Raw genomic sequence first — 25,374 nt, 5'->3', positions numbered from 1 at the left:
GCAATAAGCAGTGGGTGGGGACTTGCTTGTATCAGGAGGAGTGCAAGCTCCTTCTGATAAACTGCGAAGCAGTTATTCGGTTATGAGCAAGTAGCGAAGCGAATTGCGAATATCCGCTTGACTTCAGGGAGCATAATCATTGTCCGGTCTTATTTACGCCAGAGGCTCATCAATCAGAACATCCTGCCTCTTAATCTTCTTTGTTGTGTTGCGGATAAACGGATTTTTGCGGACAACCAATCCTGTAATGCGGCGATAGGTAGGCTGATTTCTGTTATATTCATCCAGAAATGCCTGAAGCTGTGCCTGAATTGCCTCTGCACCCAATGCTTTCGCTTCCACAACAGCCTGCTCCGGATAAATACGGGCAGTCAGGCCATTATCCTCACCTGTGACGATCACTTCGCCTACCAGCGGATTCAGAGCCAGCTTATTCTCAATCTCCTCCGGAGATACATTTTCACCATTGGACAAAATGATCAGGTTCTTCACACGTCCATTGATAAACAGATAACCGTCTTCATCCATATATCCCTTATCACCTGTATGCAACCAGCCATCCTTTAAAGTCTCTGCTGTCTCATCAGGCATCTGATAATATCCTTTCATAACGCTACTGCCTTTTACCAGGATCTCACCGTTTTCAAATCTGATTTCTGCATTTTCAAGTGGTTTTCCAATAGAACCCTTTTTATTGTTTTCCAGTGTATTATTGCTGATAACAGGAGAGCATTCTGACATTCCATAGCCTTCCAGTACTTCGACGCCATATTCTGCAAAACGGTCAATATAATACGGATCCAGATGTGCACCGCCTGTAAAGATAATGCGCAGTTTTCCGCCGAATACCTTTTCTGCCAGAACTGCCTTCGGGATTGACGGATCAGCAGCAGCCAGTCTCTTATAAATCGTCTCAATCATCATTGGAACCATAAGCATAATATTCGGTTTGAAAATACTCATATTTCTTACCATATGAAGCAGGGAATCATTGATGCAAAGAGTTGCACCCAGAGAGAATCCCTTCAGCCAGTCCATAACAAGACAGAATGCGTGATGGATCGGAAGCACACTGAGCATGGCAGTTCCCGGTTCTGCCGTAATCTTTACTGCCTCAACATTGGAAGCCAGATTATTCTGTGTCAACATAACACCCTTGCTCTTTCCTGTTGTTCCGGAAGTGAAGATAATGGTCGCAATATCCTCTGCATCCGGGCAGACAGAATCTGCTGATGCGCTCTTTCCTGCATTTCGAAGTTCACCAATACCATATACCTTTGCCGGTGCATCTTCTACCTCTTCCTGAAGCATCCACACCTTCTGAAGTTTCGGGCAGTTTTCAAGAAATGCATCCAGATATGGTCTAAGCTTCGGACTTAAGAAAAGAGCTACGGAATCGGAACGGTTAAGCAGATCGATCAGATCCTCACAGGGAAGTGCGGCATCCAGCGGTACTGCAGTGGTACATCCGGTGATGATTCCCAGATAACTTTCCATCCACTCTACAGAACTGGTTCCGATCAGTGCAATGTGTTTGCCCTCAAAGCCTTCTGCAAGAAGACCTTTTCTGGTGGAAACTACATTTTCTATCAGTTCGCCATAGCTTCTTTCCATGATTTCCTTTTTGTTGAGCCATTTTACTGCTTTTACTTCATCAAATTTACGTACACTTTCTTCTAATATATTTCTGATCAGCATATCTGTCCCCCATTATTTTCTGAACTGTTCAAGTTATGGATATCCTGTCAGGTACAAAATATCCTTGACCCTGACATCTTTATAAGTTTTGCTTCGAAAAAAATTACTGAAGTTCTTCCAGTAGATTTAAGGCTTCTCCAAGAGTTGTGATCTTCAGCACTTCGCTCTCGTCAAGTTCAAGATCAAAGGTATCCTCAAGCTCACCTAAAAAGGACATAAAATCCAGAGAACTGAAACCCAGATCCTCGCGGAATCTCATTTCATTATTCATTTCTTCCGATGCTACCTTGCTATACTGTGCTACGATATTTTTAAATTCCATTTCCTGATTCATTGCATTTCCTCCTGATATTGATTTAAGTCAAGCGGATATTCGCAATCCGCTTCGCTACTTGCTCATAACCGAATAACTGCTCCGCAGTTTATCAGAAGGAGCTTACACTCCTCCTGATACAAGCAAGTCCCCACCCACTGCTTATTGCTTTTCGGAATTGAAGCAGGGGACTTACTTGATTCGGTTAAACCAGTTCCATAATTTCGCCGATGCTCATATCCGGCTCTGCGATTCCCTTGAAAAGAATACGCATCATATAATAATAGAGCAGTTCCATATCATGTTCCTCCAGATGAGCAGTCTGGTAATGATAGGAGAAGTTCATACCTCCATCTTCTGTATGGGATACAGTCAGATACATCTTCTTGGTGGCTGCACCGTTTGCAAACCATTTTGCATGCTGACGGATAGTTCCAAGCATTTCATTCTCTACCTTCACAGTCATTGGCTGGTAAGTCAGATAACAGCTCTCATATCCTGTATGCTCCGGTGTATTGTATCTCTTTCTCATCTCATCCATAATAAATGCCGGATCGTAATTGCTGTGCATGTAGATACGATTCTGCATATTCTGGATCTCATAAGCAGCAGAAAGGAAATCTGTCTCCGGTGCGATCACTGTTCTGCATGGGAACATGATAGTTCTGCTTCCTCCTGAAGTCCATTCATCATGAGTAGAACGTCTGGATATAAAGTTCTGGATAGTGATATCTTCCTGTCCGTTATTTACCTTTGACAGATAGGTACGGATGCCAAGCAGAAGAAGGTTTGTCATAGACAGCTGATGGTTCATACAGAAATCGATCAGATTTTTAGTTGGTCCCGGCTCCAGATAATAATCCTTAACTGCCACAAACAGATCCTTCATCTCAATGTCAGAAGAACGAAGTTTTGGATTTCCATGACGTTTTCTTGCTTCCTCCAGTACGGACGGTCCCTGAATATCAGAATACAGAGGTTCGCCCAGTGCATCCAGCTGATCATCCCAGAATTTCTTATCTTTTGCAAAACGTTTCTCGTTGCCTGCTTTTGCAAGATCTTTTTTCAGTACTGTCTCAAAGTCTGCCAGTTCCTGCGGATAGGCTGTTCCATATTTATAATAGGTATATAACTGAAACAGATCACCGATCATTACTACCAGACCACAGGAATCGATCAGTCTGTGATCCATATGTACAAAGAAACCATTATATCCTTCCGGCAGCTTCAGCATAGTAAACTCGCACATGGGAATGTCATCACCGTCAAAGGTTTCGTATGCCCACTGCTGCATCAGCTCGTCTGCTTTTGCAAGGCTTCCCATTCCTGACAGATCCTTGAATCCGATATCTCTTGGATCCTGTTTTACAAGGTATTGCTGTACATTTCCGTCTTTATCAGGCTTCGTAAAACGGATTCTGGTGCATCCGGAACGTTCTGTCTCCATCTGAATACATTTTTTTAATAATCCAAAATCCAGTTCAGCCTGTACAGACGCCACAACACTGACACCGGATACCTGCTGTGTACCGTAATCCATGATCCAGTTATGGTGCATTTTCTGTGCTGCTGTTAAAGGATAGTAGTTTGTCATACTTTATTTAACCTCCATCACCCGTTTTTTCTCTTTTCCCGGGTACAAAAACATTACATACTTGTTCAGTAGCCCACAGTTATTTTAAAAATAATGTACTGGCAGCTACAACATTACTTTTTTATTACGTGACAAAAAATAGCACAGATTTTTCCCAAATACCAGTACCCTCAGCACTTAATGAACACTTTACATAAAATTGACCGAGACTTATCATGCATTTAACCGAATCAAGCAAGTCCCCACCCACTGCTTCAATTGCGAAAAGCAATAAGCAGTGGATGGGGACTTGCTTGTATCAGGAGGAGTGCAAGCTCCTTCTGATAAACTGCGGAGCAGTTATTCGGTTATGAGCAAGTAGCGAAGCGGATTGCGAATATCCGCTTGACCATACGCATCTGATAAGTCCCGGTCAGGAATTGTTATCATTCGTAATCGCCTTTGGCGGTTGAAAACAGTCACATTATTTTTCAGAATTACTGCCATCATATTTCTCAAAAAACTCCATCACTGTACGCTGATACAGTTCCGGATCTGCATAGGCACTGCACAGATGCCTTGCTCCCTGTACAATGACCAGTTCCTTTGGTGCTTTGCACAGCATATAGTTCTGGAATGAATTGTTCGGGTACACATAAGTATCCTTCTCTCCATGAAAGAAAAGGACAGGTCTTGTATTCCTTTTCATAGCTTCTGTGGTATCTGCATCTTTCATACGAAATCCTGCCACAAAATGGCACAGACAGTCCATTTCCTTCAAAAGCAAAGGGATATAATGCAGATGGAACCAGTTGTCAGCCATATCCCGCATCTGTCTTTCCATAGACTGAAAACCACAGTCTGCGATCAGTCCCTTCACCTCTGACGGAAGCCTGTATCCGGATGCCATCAGTACAGCGGCTGCTCCCATAGACTGTCCATACAGATAGATTGGAAGCTTTTCTTTATTTCTCTCGGACACATAAATTGCCCAACGCTGCACATCCCATTTTTCCTTTGCTCCAAAGGTAATATATTTTCCTTCACTTTCTCCACAACATCGCTGTTCCATAAACAGAAGATTACATTGATGCTCATGGAGATATTTTGCCATAAATGACAGGGAACCAAATCTGCTGCCCCTGTAACCATGGCTTAAGATAACAAACCGCTTTGCATGCTCTGCCGGCAGATAGAATCCGTGGAGTTTTAATCCATCCACGCTCTGGATATAACAGTCCTGCATCTTCTGAGCCTCGCACCATGCCCTGCTCTCATCATATTCCTTTGCATATCCGTTTCTGGGATGATTATCCCGTATATGGGATAATTCAAACCATTTCTTTCTTTCCTTTTTCCTTCCCCCTCTTTTGCAGCAGACCACCATGTTAAAAAAGCGCCAGCCAATCTCCATAATTCCCGAGAAAAAAAGCAATACTGCTGCTGACAACCTGAAAAATTTTTTCTTCATCTGATTTTCCCTCTTCTTACCTGTCAGAATGTGTTTGAAATAACTACACCACTTGCTTGTCTGCGAGTCCTGTTGTACAAATGAAAAAGCCTCAGTGTAGCCCGAAATATTCACGCCAGCTTTCTCATAATCTGCTTTCTGTAAATTTTCTCATAAATTCTTCATACTCACAAGGCTTCCCCCAGAAATATCCCTGTGTGAATTCCGGGTACAGTTTTCGGATCATGGCCCATTCCTGCTCATTTTCCACGCCTTCAATGCAAATCCTCATATCCAGATTATGGATCATGGTACAAAACTGATTCAGCAGATAATATTCCTGTTTATCTGCAACTGCTTTGGCAGTGAAAGAGCGGTCGATCTTAATGATCTCTGGTTTCAGTTCGCTGAGATAATGGAAATTCGAGTATCCGGTTCCAAAATCATCCAGTGCAAGACTGATTCCCATCCGCTTTAGTTCTGTAAGAAAATGCTTCTCATTTATATTTTGTTCCAGAAGGTCACTCTCTGTCAATTCCACGATCAAGGCTTCCAACGGCAGCCCGGCTCTTTTCATTTCCCCACTGATATCCTGGATCACATCAGACTTGGATGCCTGAACCTGAGAAATATTAATACTTACTCTGAACTCTGGAATTACTTTCCTGATTTCACTGCATTTTCCCATAACCTCCCTCATCATCCATCGGCCAGCAGGAATAATAAGTCCTGTTTCTTCCAGAATCGGAATAAACTCTGCCGGTGAAACCATTCCAAATTTTTCAGAAGTAAAACGCATTAAAGCTTCTGCTCCATAAGACACCTTTTTATCTTCAGCAAATACAGGCTGATAAAAAGCCCTAAAGCCTCGGAAGCCATTGTTCACAGCTTCTCTCAGTTCCTGGGTAATCTCCCTCTTCCTAAGAAATCTTCTGTAGGTTTCCTCATTAAATATATAGCAACGGTTTCTTCCCAGCTTCTTCGCTTCATTCAAAGCAAAATCTGTCAGCTTCAGGGCTTCTGAATACTGATTCCCCTTTAATGCCGCAAATGGCACAATTCCTCCTGAAACCGTATACATGACCTTAAACTCATTAGATTCAATGAATCTGTCTATTTCATTTCTCACTTTATCATAAAGTTTATCTGCATCCTTCACCTCGTCAGAAGAAACATCCAGAATCAGAAATTCATCTGCCACAAGCTTGTACACTTTCTGTGCTTCTGATATGCAGCCGGAAATACAATCTGCTGTTTTTCTAAGTACAAAATCACCGTACTCCTGTCCGAAGTTATCATTGATTTCCTTAAAATGATCGATTCCTATACGAAGCAGATATCCTGTTTCCAAAGGAGTATCCTGTTGATCCATATACTGCCGCAATCCTGTCTCTCCTAATAACCCGCTTACATTATCTGCCTTCTGTCTTTCTCCAATCTCATTGATACAACCGATCATATAAAGAGGTTTCGTATTATCATCCCGGACCAGATATCCTTTGCAATGAATCCAGACCGGCATTTTTTTCAGATCCAGCCATCGATATTCCATACTATGGATACAACGGTCTGTTTTAAGAAGATCATCAAATTCCTCTTTCAGTTTTTCATAATCAGGTTCATATACAAATTCTTTATGGTTTGAAATCACATTATGAAAACTATTTTTCGGAATACAGAAACGGTCAAGAGCCTGGTTTGCTATGTAATAAAAATCTGTCCGAAAATCAATCACATACGGGTAACTATCTGTAGTTGGACTCAGAAGATCGATCACGCTGCAAAGTTCATCCACTGACATACTCTGATACTTTTTCTCCTGCAGGATCACCTCATCTGTGATCTCCTCTGTGGAATGCTTTTCCATACGGGAAAGCAAGTGACTCGGATCAGTTGACCCCGCAATCTTCTTCCTGCGCTTCTGACGATACAGCATGGTATCGCTTCGTCTTACAATATCTTTAAAGTCAAAATCTATATCCGGCTGATAATAAGCGTATCCTGCTGATATACTAAGCGGATACTCCAGCTTGTGTGTTTCTGCGGTTTTCTTCAAAATCAGCTCCAGTGTCTTCAGCCGTTCCGGAATCATATCTTTCTCATCGCTGTGATATACATATGCAAACTCATCGCCGCCAATTCTAAAACAGTTCTTTACATTCTGAAATGCCTGACTGATACACTGATAACACAGCTTCAGTGCCTCGTCTCCCTTTTCATGTCCAAAATCATCATTGATTACTTTCAGGTTATCCAGATCAAAAAGCACTACACCTGTGGTGCGCAGTTTAATTTCACCTTCATCCAGATATTTCACCATATCCTCGTAAGCATTTCGGTTCATGGCCTCTGTGAGCATATCCATATTGGCTATTTTCTGCAGATAAATCACCTTTTGCTTCTGGATATATTGATCGTAATATTGAGAAACCTGGATCCAGATCAGCATAATAATAAACAGCATAGTTCCCATGGAAAGCAAAATGGATATCTGTTCAAATCTTCTTAAATAATAAAAAATCATTTCCGCCATTCCAAATCCCATGGCCACGCACATAGGATACCGGAATTTTTGGGCTACATCATTTTCTTTTTTTCTGGCTTCGTAAAGAATGATCACAACTGTGTAAACCGCATTTGCAACCATAATAACATGAGTTACAGAAAGTAAGCGGGACATATCAATAATTCCTGTACACTGAAGCAAAACATCGACTGCCATATTTGTAAGATAAAGAATGGAAAAAATCAATGCTCCTTTGTGATACCTGCTTTTGCAGATATCATATAACATGAAATTAAATGGCACCGGGAAAAGAAAAAGTGAAAAATAATCCACAAAATATAAGGTTCTTCCATCCGGGATCAAAAACTGCAGAAAGCCACATTGTACCAGTGTCCATACTGCGACCAGCAATGAGAAAAATCCAAGGTTTAAAAAAATCTCAATTTTCGCTTCTGTCTTATCTCTTCTTTTTCTTCGCGCTGCGCCACAATAGAGAATCAGGCAGATAACAGCGGCAAACAAAATTCCACAGCTGATTACCAGAGTTCCGAGACTGTCTGTTAATATTTTCAGAATACAATCGCCTCGTGTTCCGTATACAAGGATGACTTCATTTCCATAATATCCCTCATATACCGGAATAATTCTGACCTCCAGGCTTTTGCCTGCACTGTCTCCCGGAATATCCACAATATGCCAGCAGCTTCCAGGAGTCTTCATAAAGCCCGGGGCATCCGCTTCATTTCCGTATTCGTATATTTTTTCTCCATCCAGCCAAACTTCTGCAATGGTGTGGGTGGTTTTAAATAAAATCGATCTGGGGATATCGAAGTCTTCAGGCAGAGCAATATTCTCTGATTTAATTTCTCCTTCTGCCAGTTCTTTTGTTTCGCACTGGACCGTATTATCCCAGAACAATTTTTCCCTGGTCGTACTCTGGCTGAAAATCCAACCTGAAAAACAAATGGCGAATATCCCAAATGCAAACAGAGTAATCCATAGTTTTTTTTCTATTTTCATAGTCTCTCCCTTATCCAATATATCTGTATTCTGAGATATATCCAACAGTCAAACGGATAATATCAGATATTTTCTATATTTCGCACTTTCCATTGTATCACAGATTTCTGAATAATTGTTAGTGCTTTTTGACACTTTCTTTATTTTTAAAAGCACAAAATTTTACGACATTTTGAGTAAGAAATCAAAAAGCAGAAATGTCTTTCACGAATAAAATCGCTTCAGACATTTCTGCTCTATCTGCTGCCCTGTCTGATATACTTCAGACACAGGATAAATATACAATTTGGGGATAACGGTCTGCGTATTCTTTTTCCAGGCCGCATCTTTCCAGAAGTTCTTCCACTTTTCTCCGGGTTTCGGTGCGGCTTATCCCCATATTTCTCAGGCTTTCTCCGATTCCGTCCCCGAGCGTACAGCGCGGATCAAAGGATTCCATTGGCATCTGAAATACCATCTGAATATCCCTCTGCTACCTGAAAAAGCCAGTTTCCGCAATTATACTTTTCCAGATAGTCTTTCTTTTTTATAATAGTTATATCAGCAAAGCTAACGTTCCAACAACAATAAGAAGCAGTCCTGTCCCTGATTTCAATGACAGTTTTTCATGGAATACAATATATGAGAATGCAACGGTCACAAGAATACTCAGTTTATCAATGGGAACTATCACACTGGCCGGACCTGTCTGAAGTGCTCTGTAATAGCATAACCAGGAACAGCCTGTTGCAAATCCGGAAAGAACAAGGAACAGCCAGCTTTTTCTGTCAATATCCTTTACCGTATCCTGCTTTCCGGTCACAAATACTACAATCCACGCCATCACCAATACAACAGCAGTCCTGATCGCAGTTCCAAGATTTGAATTGACATCCTGAATTCCAATCTTTCCCAAAATAGAGGTAAGACTGGCAAAAACAGCGGAACCGACTGCATAAAGCAGCCACTTCTTATCTTCTGCCTTCTCCTTTGTTTCCTTTTTCTGTATCATCAGATAAGTACCGATACCGATAAGAATCATTGAAACAAATTTCAGCCACGTTATTTCTTCCCTGAGAAAAATAAAAGCCAGCAGCATCGTTATCACTATACTCGATTTATCAATTGGTGTTACTTTATTGATATCTCCAATCTGCAGTGCTTTGAAATAGCATAGCCAAGATATCCCCGTTGACAGTCCTGACAAAATCAAAAAAATCAGGACTTTTGCCGAAATATCTCTGATTTCACTTTGTGCCCCGACCATGAATACCATAAGCCATGAAAAGACTAACACTACACCGGTTCTTAATGCCGTCGCAACATTAGAATCTGTATTTCTGATTCCGCATTTTGCCAGTATGGCAGTCAGGCCTGCAAACAGAGCAGAACCAAATGCAAATAATATCCACATATTATTTCCCCTCCATTACCCAGGCAAATGCTTTCGCAATTCTTATATCCGGTTCTCTAAAATGATTACCCTGATTCCATTCCAGATTACAATTTATCCCATGCTCTATGAGCCACTCATATCCCATCCGGATACAGTTTCCAACCTGTGACATCACCGAATTTCTCGTTTTTTCTTCTCTGTCACCAAGACTTAGATAAACTGTCTCACTTTTAATTTCATGTTCCTTCATATACTCAATAAATCCCGGAAACCAGACAGACGGTGAAGCAGCTGCAATGCCGGAAAATACATCTGTCTGATATGCTGCCCATAACGAGAACAGCCCCGCAAGAGAATATCCCCCGATATAATATGTCCTGCTTTTGTCTGTGCATAATGTCAGAATCTGCTCCAGTGTCCTGACAGCACCATCACCAAAGTCTTCATTTCCGAACACCGCCGGTGCTTTCCATGGAGACAACTCATAATTCCAGTCATCAACTTTTGCAGCAATGAGTCTGAAATCTGTTGAAGTCCTTTTTCGGATTTCTTCAACCTCATTCTTAAGAACAGATAATTCATGATCACCAGTCAACTGAATCAAAACAGTATCCGCATCTGGATTTCCATACTCATATATAGTCATATCTATCTGCTTACCTCGTAAAAATTTTTTACTTTCTCAAGTTCCTTGACTTAAATTTTATTTTCAGCAAACTCAGTCAAACAAAAAATCTCTTTATATTGACTCTATTCTTCACTTTCTTTATTCCAAGTCATTCATAATTTCATTTCAAGATGACCGTAATTCTGCTTTTCTTGTTTTAAGTCATTCATATTCTCTTCTATACATAACTGTAATTGTACTTTTTTCGTTTCAGGTCATTTTCATCGGTTTCTTAAGATGACCGTAATTATACTTTTTTCGTTTCAGGTCATTTATATTCCTATTTTCAAATGAATATAATAGATGAATTGAAATTTATAGTCATTATTTTTTCTTGTCTTATCACAAAACCAGTGCAATTATGTCTTTTTTTCAGCAGGAGAATATACCGTTCTTTTTTACTTTGTCATAAAATCAAACACGCTCTAACATAATCCGCAGAATTTCTTTGTCTGTTTCTTTCATTCCTTCTTTGCCGATCTGTCCTACACAGCTGATGGTTTCGCCGGTTTCTTCCTTGAGGATTCCGGTATATGGCGCATAGGACTGACCGTTCATAGCAAGGTGATGTGCCAGGAATGCAGCGTCAAGACTGGCGGCGATTTTCGCTGCACAGGATATTTTCGCTCCATCACAGATGATTCCCGGAATATTGGCAAGCGTATTCTCTATGGTCTTCTTGATCACTGAAAGTTCGCCACCGCCCATGTAAGTAATCCCCGCACCGGCTGCACAGGACGCAGATACCGCACCGCAAAATGCGGAAAGTTTACCGATGTACTGTTTCTGGTATACAGTTAAGAGATTAGAAAATACCAGTGCGCGGTAAAGTACATAGTCCGGAAGTTCCATTTCTCTGGCATATACGATCAGAGGTACAGAACAGGCAATTCCCTGGTTTCCGCTGCCTGAGTTGATGACTACCGGCATGTCACATCCGCCCATTCTGGCTTCGGAAGCTGCGGCTGTAAGGCTGCGCATTTTCGTGAGCATATCATTGGAGTAGGTTTCACGGATGATCCGGCCGATTCCAAGACCGTATTTACCAGTCATTCCTTCATGGGCGATTGCCATATTGCTGCGGATCTGATTTTCTATAATTTCTTTGACATCATCAAGTTCTACAGTATCTGCAAATGTTTTAATATCTTCCAGATTGAGCAGAGTTCTGTCTGCTGCAGCCGGAGTTTCACCGGATTTATGATCTGAATCCAGCAGGACTTCCTGGTTCTTTACAATTTTGGTTACATTTATATGATCGTATTTAATTTCCAGACTTACTGTGTCATCTCCAGCCTGCATTTCTATGATAAAGTGCAGGACTACCGGGGAGTCCAGAAGTTCTACTTTGCATATCTTTTTATCCAGAAGTTCACAACATCTCTTTCTTCCAGATTCATTTACCTTCGAAAGAACTTCCATGTTCAGGGATGGGTCTCCGGCTACTGCACCGAGGACTACACCTGCTTCAATTCCAGTCAATCCGCCGGAGTTTGGAATGATAACACAACGGACATTTTTTATAATGTTTCCACTGCATTTTGCAGTGATATGTTCCGGTTCTTTTCCCAGAACTTCTCGTGCTCTGGCTGCTCCATATGCCAGTGCGATCGGTTCTGTACATCCCATTGCAGGAATCATTTCTTCTTTCAGAATGCCTATGTAATTCTGATATATTCTCTCATCTAACATTGTGCTGATGTCTCCTGTTCATTTTTAATATTTATTCAAGTATGACATAACACTATCAGAATGTCCAGAAAGAATCAGCCCGGTGTATTTTCTGTGCGGTTCAGGTATATATAAAATCCCACATTCAAGATAATTCCCGTTACTGTTGCCACAGGGGCAGCCAGTCCGATCTTGGTAAGATTTGCATCTGGCTGTATACTCATAAAATATGCCAGTGGCAAACGTACCAGAAGTGTCTGGATCAGTCCCTGGATCATTACCCAGACTGTCTTGTTATTTCCATTGAAATAGCCAATCATACTGAACAGGATTGCTGTCACTATGGTTTCTGGTGCAAAGCCTTTCAGATAGTCAAATGCATTACTGATAACTTCTGCATCTGTGGAGAAAATACCAGCCAGCATATCACCTTTGAACATAACCAGTATAAATACCACGCATCCCACAGCAAGCCCTACTCCGATTCCTGTAAACATGGACTGTTTTGCTCGTTTTTTCTTGCCCGCTCCTATGTTCTGAGATACAAAGGATGCCATAGACTGCATCAGAGAACTTGGTACCAGCATGGCGAAGTTAACGATTTTGCAGGCAACCCCGTAGCCGGACGAAGCCTCCAGTCCCAGCCGATTTACGAATGCACAGAGCGCAAGGAAGGAAATCTGTGTCAGACATTCCTGCAATGCAAGAGGAAGTCCGATCTGAAAAAATCTTTTGCACTGTACATTCAGCCTGAAGTCTTTTTTTGTAATCGTAAACGGAAGTTTCATTTTAACAAGCAGGATAAGTGCGAATACCACGCTAAGTGCCTGAGCAGCAACTGTTGCAATAGCAGCTCCGGCTGCATCCATATGAAGTCCCGCTACCAGCACCAGATCTCCGATCACATTTACAATACATGCCACCAGCACAAACAGAAGCGGCGATTTACTGTCACCCAGTCCACGAAAAATTGCAGACAGCAGGTTGTAAGCTACAATAAAGAAAATACCGCCGCCACAGATACGTACATAACTGGATGTAAGACTGACGGCTGATTCCGGCGCCTGCATCAGCACAGAAATCGGATGTGCAAAAGCTACCATTATAACAAACAGCACAGCCGAAATCATTGTAAACACAATTGCACCGCCGCCGATAACAGCTCCTATCTTTTCCGGTCTTCTTTCTCCCAGATAGCGGGCGATCAGAACTGTAATACCCATTGCAAACTGTACAACCACAAAAGTAACCAGGTTTAAGACCTGGCTGCCTGTAGAAACTGCAGAAAGTCCAGCAGTAGAGCCAAACCTTCCCACAACAAGAAGGTCAACTGCACCATATGCTGCCTGCAGGATCAGTGCCCCGAGAATGGGCATCATAAAAGAAACCAGCTTTTTCAGAATATTTCCCTGTGTGAAATCAGATCTATCATTTGTCATAGTGATTCCTCCTCTCACACATGATCTGGTAAAATTTCTCAATTGTCCGGATCATGCAGTCAGCTTCCTCTTCGGATATCTCACTGAGATAGGGAACCAGTTCCCCAAAATAATACTCATTATATTTCTGTGACAGTTTTCTTCCTTCTTCTGTAATGGATATATAAGTGACACGTCCGTCATCCGGGGAAGAAATTTTCCGGAGATATCCCTTTGTTTCCATTTCCTTTACAGTTCTGGTAACACCGGGACGTGGAAGATTCATTACATCACTGATATCCGATATCTTTACCTGGATTCCCTGTTTTTCCAATGCATGAATGTTATCCAGATACTGAATGTAAGACGGGGTAACTCCCTGTGGCAGCGGCGGAAGCAATTCCCGTATCCGCTTCGCCTGATAGCATGCATCCAGCATTCGCTTGATTTTTTCAGTTGTCATATTGTACGCTCCTATATAATTATCTTTGTTAATTACCATTGATAATTATATGCAGATTCTGAAATTTGTCAACCACCAAAATTACTATTGAACCGTAATCTGGAAAGTTCTATAATGAGTTCCGACATCAGAAATCGAGGAAATACAATATTCCCGATGACGGACATTTTTAAGAATACGAGGTGGATATTTATGAATATCAGCATACTGCTCATGGAACAGATCATTCAATTGTTTCTTATGATCTTCATGGGATATTTGATCGTGAAAGTTGGGCTTGTAAAAGATGAAGACAGCAAGGTTTTATCCAAAATCATTCTCTATCTGATCATTCCCTGTGTAATCATCAATGCTTTTCAGGTAGATTACACGATGGATACTGTAAAGGGATTGCTGCTTGCTCTGGCTGCATCTGTCATGACCCAGGTTCTTCTCCTGATCATTATCTCCATAGCCGGAAAGCTTTTGCATCTGAATGAAGTGGAAATTGCTTCTGTTTATTATTCTAATTCAGGAAATTTGATCGTACCCATTGTGACCTTTATTCTTGGACAGGACTGGGTTTTATATGGATGTGTTTTTATGAGTGTGCAGCTTATCTTTCTGTGGACACACTGCAAAAAGATTATCAGCCGGGAATCTTCCTACGACTGGAAAAAGATTGTGTTAAATATTAACATGATTTCTATTTTCATCGGTGTTGTACTTTTTTTCGCAAAAATCCATTTGCCGGAGATCATCAATAATACTCTTGGCTCAGTGAGCAGCATGATAGGACCGGCCAGTATGATCGTAACCGGTATGCTGTTTGCAGGAATGAATCTCAAACAGATTTTTGCTGACAAAAGAGTATATTTTGTATCATTTCTTCGTCTGATTGCAGTGCCTTTGCTTGCACTTGTAATGATTAAGATCAGCCATCTGGCTATGTTCTCTGCAGACGGAAATAAAATCATGCTTATTGTCTTTCTGGCGATCATCACACCGTCTGCTTCCACAATAACCCAGATGTGCCAGGTATACGGAAATGATTCACGTTATGCCAGTGCCATCAATGTCATGACTACACTGTTCTCGATTATTACAATGCCGCTGATGGTAATGTTATTTGAGGCAGTTATATAAAACAATTACCTGTACATGAAAAAAGAAAGGAAATTACAATGAATATTACCGTTTATCTTGGAGCTTTGGAGGGGAATGATCCGGCACTTGGAGATGCTGTCCGGGAATTAGGAACATGGATTGGAGAAAGTGGAAATTCTCTGATATATGGCGGATCGAAGTCCGGTCTTATGGGACAGATAGCAGAAAGTGTGCTGAATGCCAGAGGAAAAGTAACAGGCGTGGAACCACAGTTTTTTATAGATTCTGAACTGCAGTATGATGAGATTACAGAATTGATCGTCACAAAAGATATGGCTGAAAGAAAAGCAAAAATGATTGAACTTGGTGATGCATTTATTGCATTTCCGGGAGGCACCGGTACTCTGGAGGAAATCGCAGAAGTTATGTCCATGGTTTCCTTAAAACACCTCAATGCCCCCTGTATTCTGTATAATCTGAATGGATATTATGACAGCCTGAAGCAGCTTCTTGACCATATGATCAAAATGGGGCTGTCCTCAGAAAATCGTCAGCAGGGAATTTATTTTGCTGATGATATGGAAGATATTAAAGCACTTCTGGCTACAGTAACTAAGTAAAATTCAGATCGTAAACAATTGTCAAACACCCCTGGGGGATATTTACCTATTCATATATTGCATAGTTCATACTACTTTTTTCATGGTTTGAAATCCCCCTGGGAGGCTTGTTCTTTCCCATAATTTTGTTAAAATATAATCAATGCAGAGATCATTAAATATCAGTCAGCGAGATACTTAATGATTCATGTATCCGCACAAAGATTTGTGTCAGACAACAAATAAAGGTGCACAGACCTCCGCGCAATGCGCATCTAAAAACTCATTAAAAAAAGTACTTCGTCCGCAGGAAGTACTTTTTTTAACGAAAAGATAATTATCAATATTATGATAGCATCTTCAATTCATGTTCTTCATTCATACAGGCAAATCTTGTACCAATAGTTTCAGCTAGCTGTCTGTTATGTGTGATCGTAATCAACGTTTTTCCTGCTTTATGAAAACTCTGCAGAAAATCCACCAGCATATCCTGTGTTTTTTCATCAAGTCCTGCAAGAGGTTCATCCAAAATCAGAACCTCAGGATTCAATGAAAGAATACATGCCAATGAAACCTTTCTTTTCTCTCCTCCACTCAGATGATAGGGTGGTCTATCTCTTAGTTTTTCCAATCCAAATAAGTGCAGGCAGTCTTCTGTTCTTTTTTTAATCTCCTCTTCCGAAAGCCCCATCTGGACCGGGCCAAATGCAATCTCCTCTTCCACATTTCCACAGAAAAGCTGGGTATCTGCATTCTGAAACACATATCCCATCTGCTGATGAAACCATTTTGCAAACTGGCTGTTTTTTAATGTCTTTTCATTAATTTCATGTCCCTGATAAAAATATTTTCCTTCCGATGGGAAAATAATTCCATTCAATAGTTTAATCAGTGTTGATTTTCCACATCCGTTAGGTCCCTGGATAACTATAGAATCTCCTCTGTTTATGTGAAGATCCACATATCTCAGTGCAATTTCTTTTTCATATGCAAAACATACATTCTCAAGTCTGATCATAACTGCCCTCTTCTGTCTTTTCCTGTCAATTATCATATCTTTCTGTTCAGATACCAGAACAATACAATACATCCAGCCATAATAAAAGTGCTGAAAATATCCGCTGCACATAACGTGTATTTCTGCTTTTTCTTATACTCTCCTGTAAATCCACGACAGCACATTGCTGTATGCATTTCTTCCGCCATTTCACCAGATTTCAGAAATGAGATTCCCAGCACACCTGACAAAGCTTTTGCTTTCTGAGGATTCTTTCCCACTGACCTTAACCGGACAGACGTAAGAATAGCCGCACACATTTCTCCAAGCACCGAAATATATTTCAAAGTAATATCCAGCGTAAAAATAAATATGGATGGCAGCCGAAAAGTTCTCATACTTCCTGTCAGTTTATTCCAGGATGTCCCTGATGACAAAATACCAACCAGAGTTACAGATACATATACTCTTGAAGTAATATTCATTAAAGTCTGAGGAGTTCCCATAAATACGGATGGGAGAAGGATCAATATAGAAAACAGAACCGCACCTGCTGTTCCTCTCAGGATCTGACGGATAGCTTTTGCCGAAAAAAACGCCAGTCTGACTGTCACTGCTGCACACATGATCAGAGTAAACAGATAATTTCCCGAACATGCAGTAAGAACAATATATAGAAGTGTATAAAACAGTTTCAGAGAAGGAGTGGCAGAAAATTTGCCATCCTTCCCTTCATAAAACCGCATTTTTGCAAGCACAGATAAAACTGATTTCGTACTTTTTGTTAAAAATGCTTCTTTATCTTTAGATGGAACATAAGTTTCTCCGGAACACATCCAGTCTGGAAGCATAGTTTCTTCTTTTTTATGATCATTCATCTGTTATGCAGCCTTCTTTTTAAAATCAACTTTCTCTTTCATCATGGAAGAAATAATCTTAAAAATGATCACCAGAAGTGCCACGCCTACAATAGCCGAAAGAATATATCCTGTCCACTCAGGTAACCCGGACATAGAATAATCAGGAAACAAAGTTGACAGTTCAAATCCATTGGTCATTCCTGACGGAGTGTATCCAAGCTGGCTTCCGCCACTTACCAGACCAGCGATTTCATCAGCACCCCATTCACCCCAGGCAGTACCGGTTGCCAGAAGTCCCAGAGGAGTCAGTACAATGAGAACAGCCATCAGTATATACAGTGGTTTAAATGCTGTCTTATCCGGAACAACATCCAATGCTTTTGGTGTAACTTTTTCAACAAAGGTAAGTACCACTACTGTCAGAATAATCTCTGCCAGACCAAATAATGTAATATGTCCGATCATCATTGCAGGTATGGATACACTTAGCGGATACGGACAATAAAGAGCCTGGCCTTCTGCATTTTTGAACAGCAGTGGCTGAATACCAAATTCAACAGCTGCACAAAAGGCCGCAGCATTAATACCTATATATGAACCAATTGCCGCGCTAAGTTTGCGCATACCTGTTTTCTTCAAAAGAAGTTTATACAGAAAAAAGCCCAGATATGGCAATATAAATGCCATATTAAAACAGTTTGCCCCAAATGCAAGGATTCCGCCATCTCCAAAAAGAAGTGCCTGTATCAGCAGAGCAATAGAAACCGCTATGCACCCGGCTGCAGGACTTCCTGTCAGTATGGCAATAAGAGTTCCCCCTACTGCATGTCCTGTTGTACCGCCCGGAAGCGGAACATTAAACATCATTCCCAGAAATGAAAAGGCTGCCCCAATACCAAGAAGCGGCATCTTTGATTTCGGTATCTCTGTTTTTATTTTATGAATAGAATATCCCCACACCGGAAGCATGGCTGCTGTCATTACAGCACATGTTGACGGGCTTAAATAATTTTCAGGTATATGCATAAATATACTTCCTTTCCTGTGAAAATATTATTTTTATCTGGCGCGCACCTTACAAACAACTGTATTGTAGCACCACATTAAAGCATCAACAACCCACCCAAGGGGATATCTATATATTCTTATCCGGCATAGTTTTGCCTGTATTTTTCATACCACTATCGCACTTCCAAAAAAAATCACATTCACGAAAGTACCGCATCCACCAGTCTCTGCGTATACTCTTCCTTGGGTTCATTGATGATATCATCGGAAATTCCGCTTTCCACTACTTTTCCCTCATACAGTACCAGAACCCTGTCACAGAACATCTGGACAAGGGCCAGATTATGACAAATAAAAATAAAAGACAGCCCATTCTTCTCTTTCAGGTCTTCCAGAAGCTCCATGATCTGTTTCTGTATGGTTACATCCAGAGCACTGGTTGCCTCATCACAGATCAGAACTTTTGGTTCTACTGCCAGAGCTCTTGCTATCGCAGCCCGCTGACACTGTCCGCCACTTACCTCATGAGGATATCTTTTTGCATATTCCTTCTCAAGGCCGCACTGCTTAAGCAATTCTGCTACTCTTTTCTCCACATCAGCCTTTTTCATTCCACGGTTTCTAAGACTCTCACCAATTCCGTCACCCAGTGTCCTTCTGGGATCAAAAGAACCCACCGGATTCTGAAAAACCATCTGTATATCTCCATATACCTCTTTCAGCTGACTTTGTTTCAGTCTTGTAATATCTTTTCCTTCAAATTTCAATGTACCCTCTGTGATATCAGTCAGCCGGGTGAGCAGCTTTGCTATTGTACTTTTCCCACTGCCGGATTCTCCTACGATTCCCAGCGTTTCTCCTTTTTTTAGTGTAAAGCTTACATCATTTACTGCTTTAAAAGGATTTTTTCCTCTCTGGGTAAATATTTTTGTTAAATGTTCTGCCTCTAAAAGTATGCTCATACTCTGACCTTCCTTTGCAGCTTTGGTACAGCCTCCAGCAATTTCCTGGTATACGGATCCCGGGGATGATCCAGTACACGGTCTGCTGTGCCATATTCTACTGTTTTGCCATTTTTCAAAACCAACACAGTATCTGCCATTGCCCGGACTACCCCGATATCATGTGTCACGATCACGATTGCAGTTCCAAACAACTCTCTTAACTTAAGCATTTCCCTTACAACCTGGCGCTGTACAGACACATCCAGAGCACTGGTCGGCTCATCTGCAAATAAGATAGGCGGATTCATAAGCATGGCGATGGCAATACCTGCTCTCTGATTCATTCCGCCAGACAGCTCAAATGGATAACTGTCCCACACGCGCTCGCTATCCTTAAAATTCAGTTTGTCAAACAGATCCATTGCCCTGGTTTTAGCCTCACTTCTTGTTATCTTTGTATGTGCACACATACTTTCGTAAATCTGCTCTCCGATGGTGCGAATCGGACACAGAGAGGCACCTGCATCCTGAAAAATCATTCCAATTCCTGCACCTCTGATCTTTCTTTTTTCTTTCTCCGGTATATCCAGGATATTCTGATCCATATATCGGATATCTCCTCTTGTCACAAGACCATCCGATCCCAGAAGTCCCATTGCAGCTTTGATCAGAGTGCTTTTTCCACTGCCTGATTCCCCCACAAGACCAAGTATTTCTCCATGTTCAAGGGAGAAACTCACATCATGAACCACCGCTTTTCCGCCAAATGATATCTCTACGGAATCGTAGGTCAGTATTTTTCTATCCATCTGTAAACCATCCTTGTTAATCCTTACCAAATCAGGGGCAAAATATCTTTTGCCCCTGAAATATCATCGTTCAAATATTCTTCATTTATTCTTACAGTTTAGTTAATATCCAGATCTGCTGTCAGTTCATAATAATCACATGGATGTGCAGTCAGTCCTGTTACATTAGACTGCATGATCATACTCATTCTCAGGTGAGAACAGAATACATAGGCATTGTCATCCAGGATTGTCTGCTGCATCTGAATCGCCAGATCTGAACGCTTATCTGCATCGAATTCTTGCTTCATCTGTTTTTCCAGATCTTCCAGTTTATCACTGTGATAATGTCCGTTATTGCTTGCAGATTCATCCAGTGTGCAGGAAGTGAAGAAATACTCCGGATCTCCTGTAGGTGCAGTTACCATGGCACTTGCATATACATCCCATAATGTAGGGTCTTTACGGATAGTATTATTATCAGAGGTACAATTTATCTGAACATCCATACCGATTTCTTTTAAGGTTGCCTGTGCAGACTCTGCAAGAAGCGGAAGCTCCTGACGGCTTGGATAAGTAAGCCAGCGGATTTCCAGTTTCTGTCCGTCTTTTTCACGGATACCGTCACCATCGGAATCCACCCATCCAGCTTCCTCCAGAACCTTCTTTGCCCCATCAGGATCATAGCTCTCTGTTGTCAGATTCTGTCCGCCAAAAGAGAAAGTATCCGGGAAAGCACCGACTGCAGGATATCCATATCCATTCAGAAGCACAGACACAAAGCTGTCCTTATCAATACCCATGGCAATTGCTTTGCGCACTGCAGGGTCAGATGTTACAGGACTTTCAAAGTTCATCCATGCATAGAATGCACGGCTTGTAGCTGTACTGGTAAATGTAAAATCATCATTTTCAAATAAGGGATAGCTTGCATATGCCATACCATAGGCAGCATTGATCTCCCCTGCCTGAAGAGCCATTCCCAGTGTATCACCGTCAGAAATTGTGCGGACAGTGATCTCATCCACATTTACATCTCCATTCCAGTAGTTTTCGTTTTTTACAAGATTAACATGATCATCTGTCACCAGTTCAGTTGCCACATAAGGACCTGTACCGATCACGATCCCATCATCACTGACACCTGCCTGCATATCAATAATGCATCCATAAGGATCACTGAGATAATTGATCAGTGCAGGCTTCGGTTCTGTAGTCTTTATGGTAACAGTATTTCCGTCAGCCTCGATAGTATCAATGCAGAGATCTCCTGCTGCACGCTCATGATTGGCAACCAAAGCCTCCAGGCTTTCCTTTACTGCTTCTCCGTCACAGGCACGTCCATTGGAAAACACAACTCCGTCGTTCAGTGTGATCTTCCAGGTCAGCTCGTCAATATTTTCATACTCTTTTGCGATCCATGGCTCTATTTCCATTGTATCAGAATAACGGAAAAGAGTTTCCCCTACTCCATAACGGATGCAAGCCCATCCTGCATAGGTATTCTGAGGATTAATATCTGCCTCCTCATTTTCCGCATTAAAGGTGGTATCGCCAAATACCAATGTCTTTTTTTCTGCTGCCAGTGTTGGCATAGCTGTCATTCCTACTGCCAGCCCCAGGGCAATTGCCATTGCCAGAAATTTCTTTGCTCTCATTTTCTTTCCTCCTCGTTTGTTTTCATATTACTTATCATGAACGGCTGTTCTTCGGATCCAGATAGTCACGGACTGTATCACCTAACAGATTGAAAATTGCCACAGATATAAAAATTGCAATTCCAGGTGATAATACTACCCATGGATATGTCTGGATCATACTTCGTCCGCTGCTCATCATACTTCCCCACTCAGCCATGGGAATCTGTGCTCCCAGTCCAAGAAATGACAGGCCCGCAAGCTCCATCATCATAGTACCAATGTCAAGCATGGCTGTTACCAGAACAGGTCCCAGCATATTGGGAAGAATATGCCTGAGCATAATCTGACCTGAGCTGTCACCTGCAAGTATGGCAGCATGAATATAGGGTTCCTCTTTTAATGCCAGAGTCTGCCCTCTGGCAATACGTGAATATTTCGGCCAGCTTACTACTGCCAGTGCTATAACAGCATTCTGAATGCCTCCCCCAAGAATAGCCGCGATCGCCATGGCAAATACAAGCCCAGGGAAAGCAAGACATACATCTGAAATCCTCATCATAACAGCATCTGCAGCTCCGCCAAAATATCCGCAGCATACACCCACAGCTGTTCCCAGCACAGCGATCACAGCAACCAGGATAAAGGTAGAGAAAATACTGGCTCTTGCACCACTTATCACTCTGGACAGCATATCTCTCCCATATGTATCTGTTCCCATAGGATGCTGAAGACTGGGGGGCTGAAGTGCACTTGCCAGATCCTGTGCATAAGGGTCATATGGACAGAGATGCTCTGAAAAAATTGCAAGTATTACAAGCCCTATTGCAAGAATAAGAAAAAAAATCAGCTTTTGTTTTATATGGTTTTTCTTAATCTTCTGTACACGCACTGTCACATTTTTATTCTGCTTTTCACTCATTGTTTCACACCTCCCAGACGGATTCTCGGATCCAGGAACCGGTATGACAGATCTGTAAGCAGATTTACTACAACATAGATGATCGCCATCCACATAACATAGGCCTGAATAATAGGATAATCACGCATGGAGATGGCATCTACTGCCATCTTTCCAACTCCATCCCACATAAAGATTGATTCTACGATTGCAGTTCCTCCCAGCAGATTTCCCACTGACAGCATCAGCAAGGTAATGATGGTTACCAGCGAAGCCTTCATAATACTTTTCCAAAGAGTGACAGAAAACTTTACTCCTCTTGCTTTCGCTCCTGCCACATAGTCTTTGCTTAATTCATCCAGCACAGTTGCACGGACCTGGCGGAGATACTTGGCTGACATGGCAATTGCCAGAGTGATCGCCGGCATTGCCACACTCTTTAAACTTACATCTTTGGATATAACCGGAAAAATCCGCAACCGGATCGCAAGAAAATACATTAACAGCAATGATACAAAAAAATTAGGAAGACTGTTTCCTATAAAGCTGCATAAACGGATCAGATAATCCGTGATCGTATTCTGTTTTACTGCTGACAGAATCCCCAGAGGGATTGATATGATGATAGTCAGCAAAATAGATGTCACTGTAAGAAGCAGCGTTGCCGGAAGCTTCGATATGAACGTATCAAAAACCGGAAGACTGGATACATAGCTGTTTCCCATATCTCCATGAAGCAGTTTCCCAAGCCACACAAAATACTGGGTCAGAAATGGTTTGTCCAGTCCCAGCTGTTCTCTGGCTGCATTTAACTTATCTTCTGACAGGATCTGTCCTGTATTTTCCATTTTTTGTGTTACTACATCACTTCCCGCAATCCGCATCATGCCATAAGAGAGAAAAGTAATCGCAAACAAAATGGGAATCAGCTGAAGCAGTCGTCTGAATGCATATTTTCTCATTTGATTATCTCCATTTTATAATTTTTGAAAATTGTACTCTTAATTTGCCACCATTCAGTTTAACAAAAGCAAAAATAGCCCACAACCCACCCTGGGGGTTATAAGCTATTCTTAATTTGAATATCTATCGTCATTTTTGGAATAGATTTTTTTTATATCAGCAATAATTTAAAACAACCATCCCATTTTGTTCTAAACTATGTTATACTACAAGAGCTGTCGAACCTCCAGCAGGAAGGAGGTGAGTTTCATGGAAGCAATTTTTACTTCATTTCTTGTCTCTGTCATAGCAGGCGTAGTTAGCTACTACATATGCAGATGGCTGGACAGCGGACATTAGACAGCAACAGTCTAAACGGAACAGCTCCCCGTAACGAGCAAGAAAGCCCTCAGAGCGGCAACTCTGAGGGCTTTCGTTTCGCTTCATGGAAATTTCACTTCATTTCTTAGCTACTATTAGTATATGCAAAATAAGTTAAAAAGTCAACTGCAATTTTTATTAATGCTTCGGCAGTCTGCTCTTTAAAAACTCCACAAGCTCTGCCACACTCTCATCCATTTCTTCTCCTTTGTGGAGTATAAAACCAAAAATCACTTTACTGTCTCCAAGATCCAGAGGGATTCCCGGTGTAGTGCCTTCTTTGTTTTCTGACAGGTAACTTCCGCTTATATTTGCCACCTTGCTGTTCTTCAGCATTTTTTCCATAATATAATCACTGTTGGTCAGCACGGAAATGTCAATATCCTTCCATTGGAATGCATCTTCTTTTACAGCACCGATGTCAAAAAATTCATCCTGATAATTCTGTATAAAACGGATTCCCTCCAGGTCTTCCAGTTCTGCCCTCTCTTTGCCGGAATTGTAAAGCTCTGTCAGCCTTCCCGGATACAGCATTACATCTGTTTCATAGATAGGTTCGAAATGCATTTTGTTTTTTGACAATTCATACAGGAAATTTTCCTTCTGCTGACTGAGGATATATACAAAACCAATATCATCCATATAATCCCGGACTCTTTCCATTACGCTTTGTACACCTGCTGTTGTTACCTGGAAATGATATTTTTTTTCATAGGTTTCATTATAAAAGTCTACAAATTGATTGGCAAACCAGGAGCTGGGATTTAGAGATATCCTTATCCATTTTGTCATTCCGCTGGAAGCCATATTTTCCAGAACATTTACTTCATTTATAATTTTCGACGCATATTCATACATCTTATGCCCCTGTACTGTCAGTCTGATTCCTCTTGGCAGCCGTTCAAAAAGCTGCATTCCCAGCGTATCTTCCAGTCCCTTGATCACCTTGCTGACACTGGGCTGTGTAGAATACAGATTTTTCGCAGCATCACTGAATGAACCAGTCTGCGCACATACTACGAAATACTGTAATTGTTTTAAATCCATAAAGATTTTATCCCTCTTTCTGTTTTTATC

At 41.4% G+C, this 25,374-nt stretch carries 22 protein-coding genes; 2 read left to right on the top strand and 20 right to left on the bottom strand.

From position 1 onward, the window contains the following. Positions 1-153 precede the first annotated feature (153 nt). The 11 genes from LJE12_RS06480 to LJE12_RS06430 form a co-directional block, all read right to left on the bottom strand. A complete protein-coding gene (locus LJE12_RS06480; protein ID WP_227226514.1) occupies positions 154-1,698 on the bottom strand; it encodes an AMP-binding protein in 1,545 nt (514 codons plus the stop codon). A 103-nt stretch (positions 1,699-1,801) separates the two neighbouring features. Next, the gene (locus LJE12_RS06475; RefSeq protein ID WP_055054282.1) at positions 1,802-2,032 is read right to left on the bottom strand and encodes an acyl carrier protein; all 231 of its coding nucleotides are present in this window, start codon (positions 2,030-2,032) and stop codon (positions 1,802-1,804) included. 184 nt (positions 2,033-2,216) lie between these two features. After that, positions 2,217-3,605 (bottom strand): condensation domain-containing protein, encoded by a 1,389-nt coding sequence (locus LJE12_RS06470; protein WP_008706732.1) that lies wholly within the window; start codon positions 3,603-3,605, stop codon positions 2,217-2,219. Positions 3,606-4,068: 463 nt separating this feature from the next. Next, complete coding sequence (locus tag LJE12_RS06465) at positions 4,069-5,055, bottom strand: alpha/beta hydrolase (protein WP_118572780.1); 987 nt, start codon at positions 5,053-5,055, stop codon at positions 4,069-4,071. 124 nt (positions 5,056-5,179) lie between these two features. Further along, the gene (locus LJE12_RS06460; RefSeq protein WP_227226513.1) at positions 5,180-8,560 is read right to left on the bottom strand and encodes a bifunctional diguanylate cyclase/phosphodiesterase; all 3,381 of its coding nucleotides are present in this window, start codon (positions 8,558-8,560) and stop codon (positions 5,180-5,182) included. A 262-nt stretch (positions 8,561-8,822) separates the two neighbouring features. Further along, positions 8,823-9,017 (bottom strand): hypothetical protein, encoded by a 195-nt coding sequence (locus LJE12_RS06455; RefSeq protein ID WP_025577511.1) that lies wholly within the window; start codon positions 9,015-9,017, stop codon positions 8,823-8,825. A gap of 78 nt (positions 9,018-9,095) precedes the next feature. Continuing rightward, positions 9,096-9,953: an EamA family transporter gene (locus LJE12_RS06450; RefSeq protein WP_118521833.1), complete on the bottom strand. Its 858-nt coding sequence runs from the start codon at positions 9,951-9,953 to the stop codon at positions 9,096-9,098. A 1-nt stretch (position 9,954) separates the two neighbouring features. After that, positions 9,955-10,581: an esterase gene (locus tag LJE12_RS06445; protein WP_118331386.1), complete on the bottom strand. Its 627-nt coding sequence runs from the start codon at positions 10,579-10,581 to the stop codon at positions 9,955-9,957. 435 nt (positions 10,582-11,016) lie between these two features. Next, entirely contained in the window at positions 11,017-12,294 is a 1,278-nt protein-coding gene (locus LJE12_RS06440) for an L-cysteine desulfidase family protein (RefSeq protein ID WP_227226512.1), read from the bottom strand. A gap of 74 nt (positions 12,295-12,368) precedes the next feature. Next, positions 12,369-13,712: an MATE family efflux transporter gene (locus LJE12_RS06435; RefSeq protein ID WP_118520294.1), complete on the bottom strand. Its 1,344-nt coding sequence runs from the start codon at positions 13,710-13,712 to the stop codon at positions 12,369-12,371. Continuing rightward, positions 13,702-14,154: a MarR family winged helix-turn-helix transcriptional regulator gene (locus LJE12_RS06430; protein ID WP_008706749.1), complete on the bottom strand. Its 453-nt coding sequence runs from the start codon at positions 14,152-14,154 to the stop codon at positions 13,702-13,704. Before LJE12_RS06430 ends, LJE12_RS06435 begins: the two co-directional genes overlap by 11 nt. Positions 14,155-14,346: 192 nt before the next feature. Between LJE12_RS06430 and LJE12_RS06425 the strand changes: the two genes are divergently transcribed. Continuing rightward, entirely contained in the window at positions 14,347-15,279 is a 933-nt protein-coding gene (locus tag LJE12_RS06425) for an AEC family transporter (protein WP_118571260.1), read from the top strand. A 38-nt stretch (positions 15,280-15,317) separates the two neighbouring features. After that, complete coding sequence (locus LJE12_RS06420; protein ID WP_227226511.1) at positions 15,318-15,860, top strand: TIGR00730 family Rossman fold protein; 543 nt, start codon at positions 15,318-15,320, stop codon at positions 15,858-15,860. A 325-nt stretch (positions 15,861-16,185) separates the two neighbouring features. Here the strand turns inward: LJE12_RS06420 and LJE12_RS06415 are convergent, their stop codons facing one another. From LJE12_RS06415 to LJE12_RS06375, 9 genes are all read right to left on the bottom strand, one after another. Then, positions 16,186-16,857, bottom strand: a complete 672-nt coding sequence (locus LJE12_RS06415) for an energy-coupling factor ABC transporter ATP-binding protein (RefSeq protein WP_227226510.1) — start codon at positions 16,855-16,857, stop codon at positions 16,186-16,188. Between the two features lie 32 nt (positions 16,858-16,889). Continuing rightward, complete coding sequence (locus LJE12_RS06410; RefSeq protein WP_055199580.1) at positions 16,890-17,714, bottom strand: energy-coupling factor transporter transmembrane component T family protein; 825 nt, start codon at positions 17,712-17,714, stop codon at positions 16,890-16,892. A gap of 3 nt (positions 17,715-17,717) precedes the next feature. Next, positions 17,718-18,722 (bottom strand): cobalt transporter CbiM, encoded by a 1,005-nt coding sequence (cbiM, locus tag LJE12_RS06405; protein WP_118408673.1) that lies wholly within the window; start codon positions 18,720-18,722, stop codon positions 17,718-17,720. A 182-nt stretch (positions 18,723-18,904) separates the two neighbouring features. Then, the gene (locus LJE12_RS06400) at positions 18,905-19,666 is read right to left on the bottom strand and encodes an ABC transporter ATP-binding protein (protein WP_178414553.1); all 762 of its coding nucleotides are present in this window, start codon (positions 19,664-19,666) and stop codon (positions 18,905-18,907) included. Then, positions 19,663-20,457, bottom strand: coding sequence for an ABC transporter ATP-binding protein (locus LJE12_RS06395; RefSeq protein WP_227226509.1), 795 nt, complete (start codon positions 20,455-20,457; stop codon positions 19,663-19,665). The genes LJE12_RS06400 and LJE12_RS06395 overlap by 4 nt, the downstream gene beginning before the upstream one ends. Positions 20,458-20,555: 98 nt before the next feature. Beyond that, on the bottom strand, positions 20,556-22,094 hold the full coding sequence (locus tag LJE12_RS06390) for an ABC transporter substrate-binding protein (RefSeq protein WP_227226508.1): 1,539 nt from the start codon (positions 22,092-22,094) through the stop codon (positions 20,556-20,558). 34 nt (positions 22,095-22,128) lie between these two features. After that, entirely contained in the window at positions 22,129-22,995 is an 867-nt protein-coding gene (gene nikC / locus LJE12_RS06385; protein ID WP_022380077.1) for a nickel transporter permease, read from the bottom strand. Continuing rightward, positions 22,992-23,936, bottom strand: coding sequence for a nickel ABC transporter permease (nikB, locus tag LJE12_RS06380; protein WP_008706768.1), 945 nt, complete (start codon positions 23,934-23,936; stop codon positions 22,992-22,994). Before nikB ends, nikC begins: the two co-directional genes overlap by 4 nt. Positions 23,937-24,435: 499 nt before the next feature. Then, the gene (locus LJE12_RS06375; protein ID WP_025577533.1) at positions 24,436-25,344 is read right to left on the bottom strand and encodes a LysR family transcriptional regulator; all 909 of its coding nucleotides are present in this window, start codon (positions 25,342-25,344) and stop codon (positions 24,436-24,438) included. Positions 25,345-25,374 lie beyond the last annotated feature (30 nt).

This window comes from Blautia sp. DFI.6.71 (assembly GCF_020593585.1).
Lineage (GTDB): Bacteria > Bacillota > Clostridia > Lachnospirales > Lachnospiraceae > Blautia_A > Blautia_A wexlerae.
The sequence above is the reverse complement of the archived record's forward strand: the minus strand, read 5'-3'. Positions and strand labels throughout refer to the sequence as shown.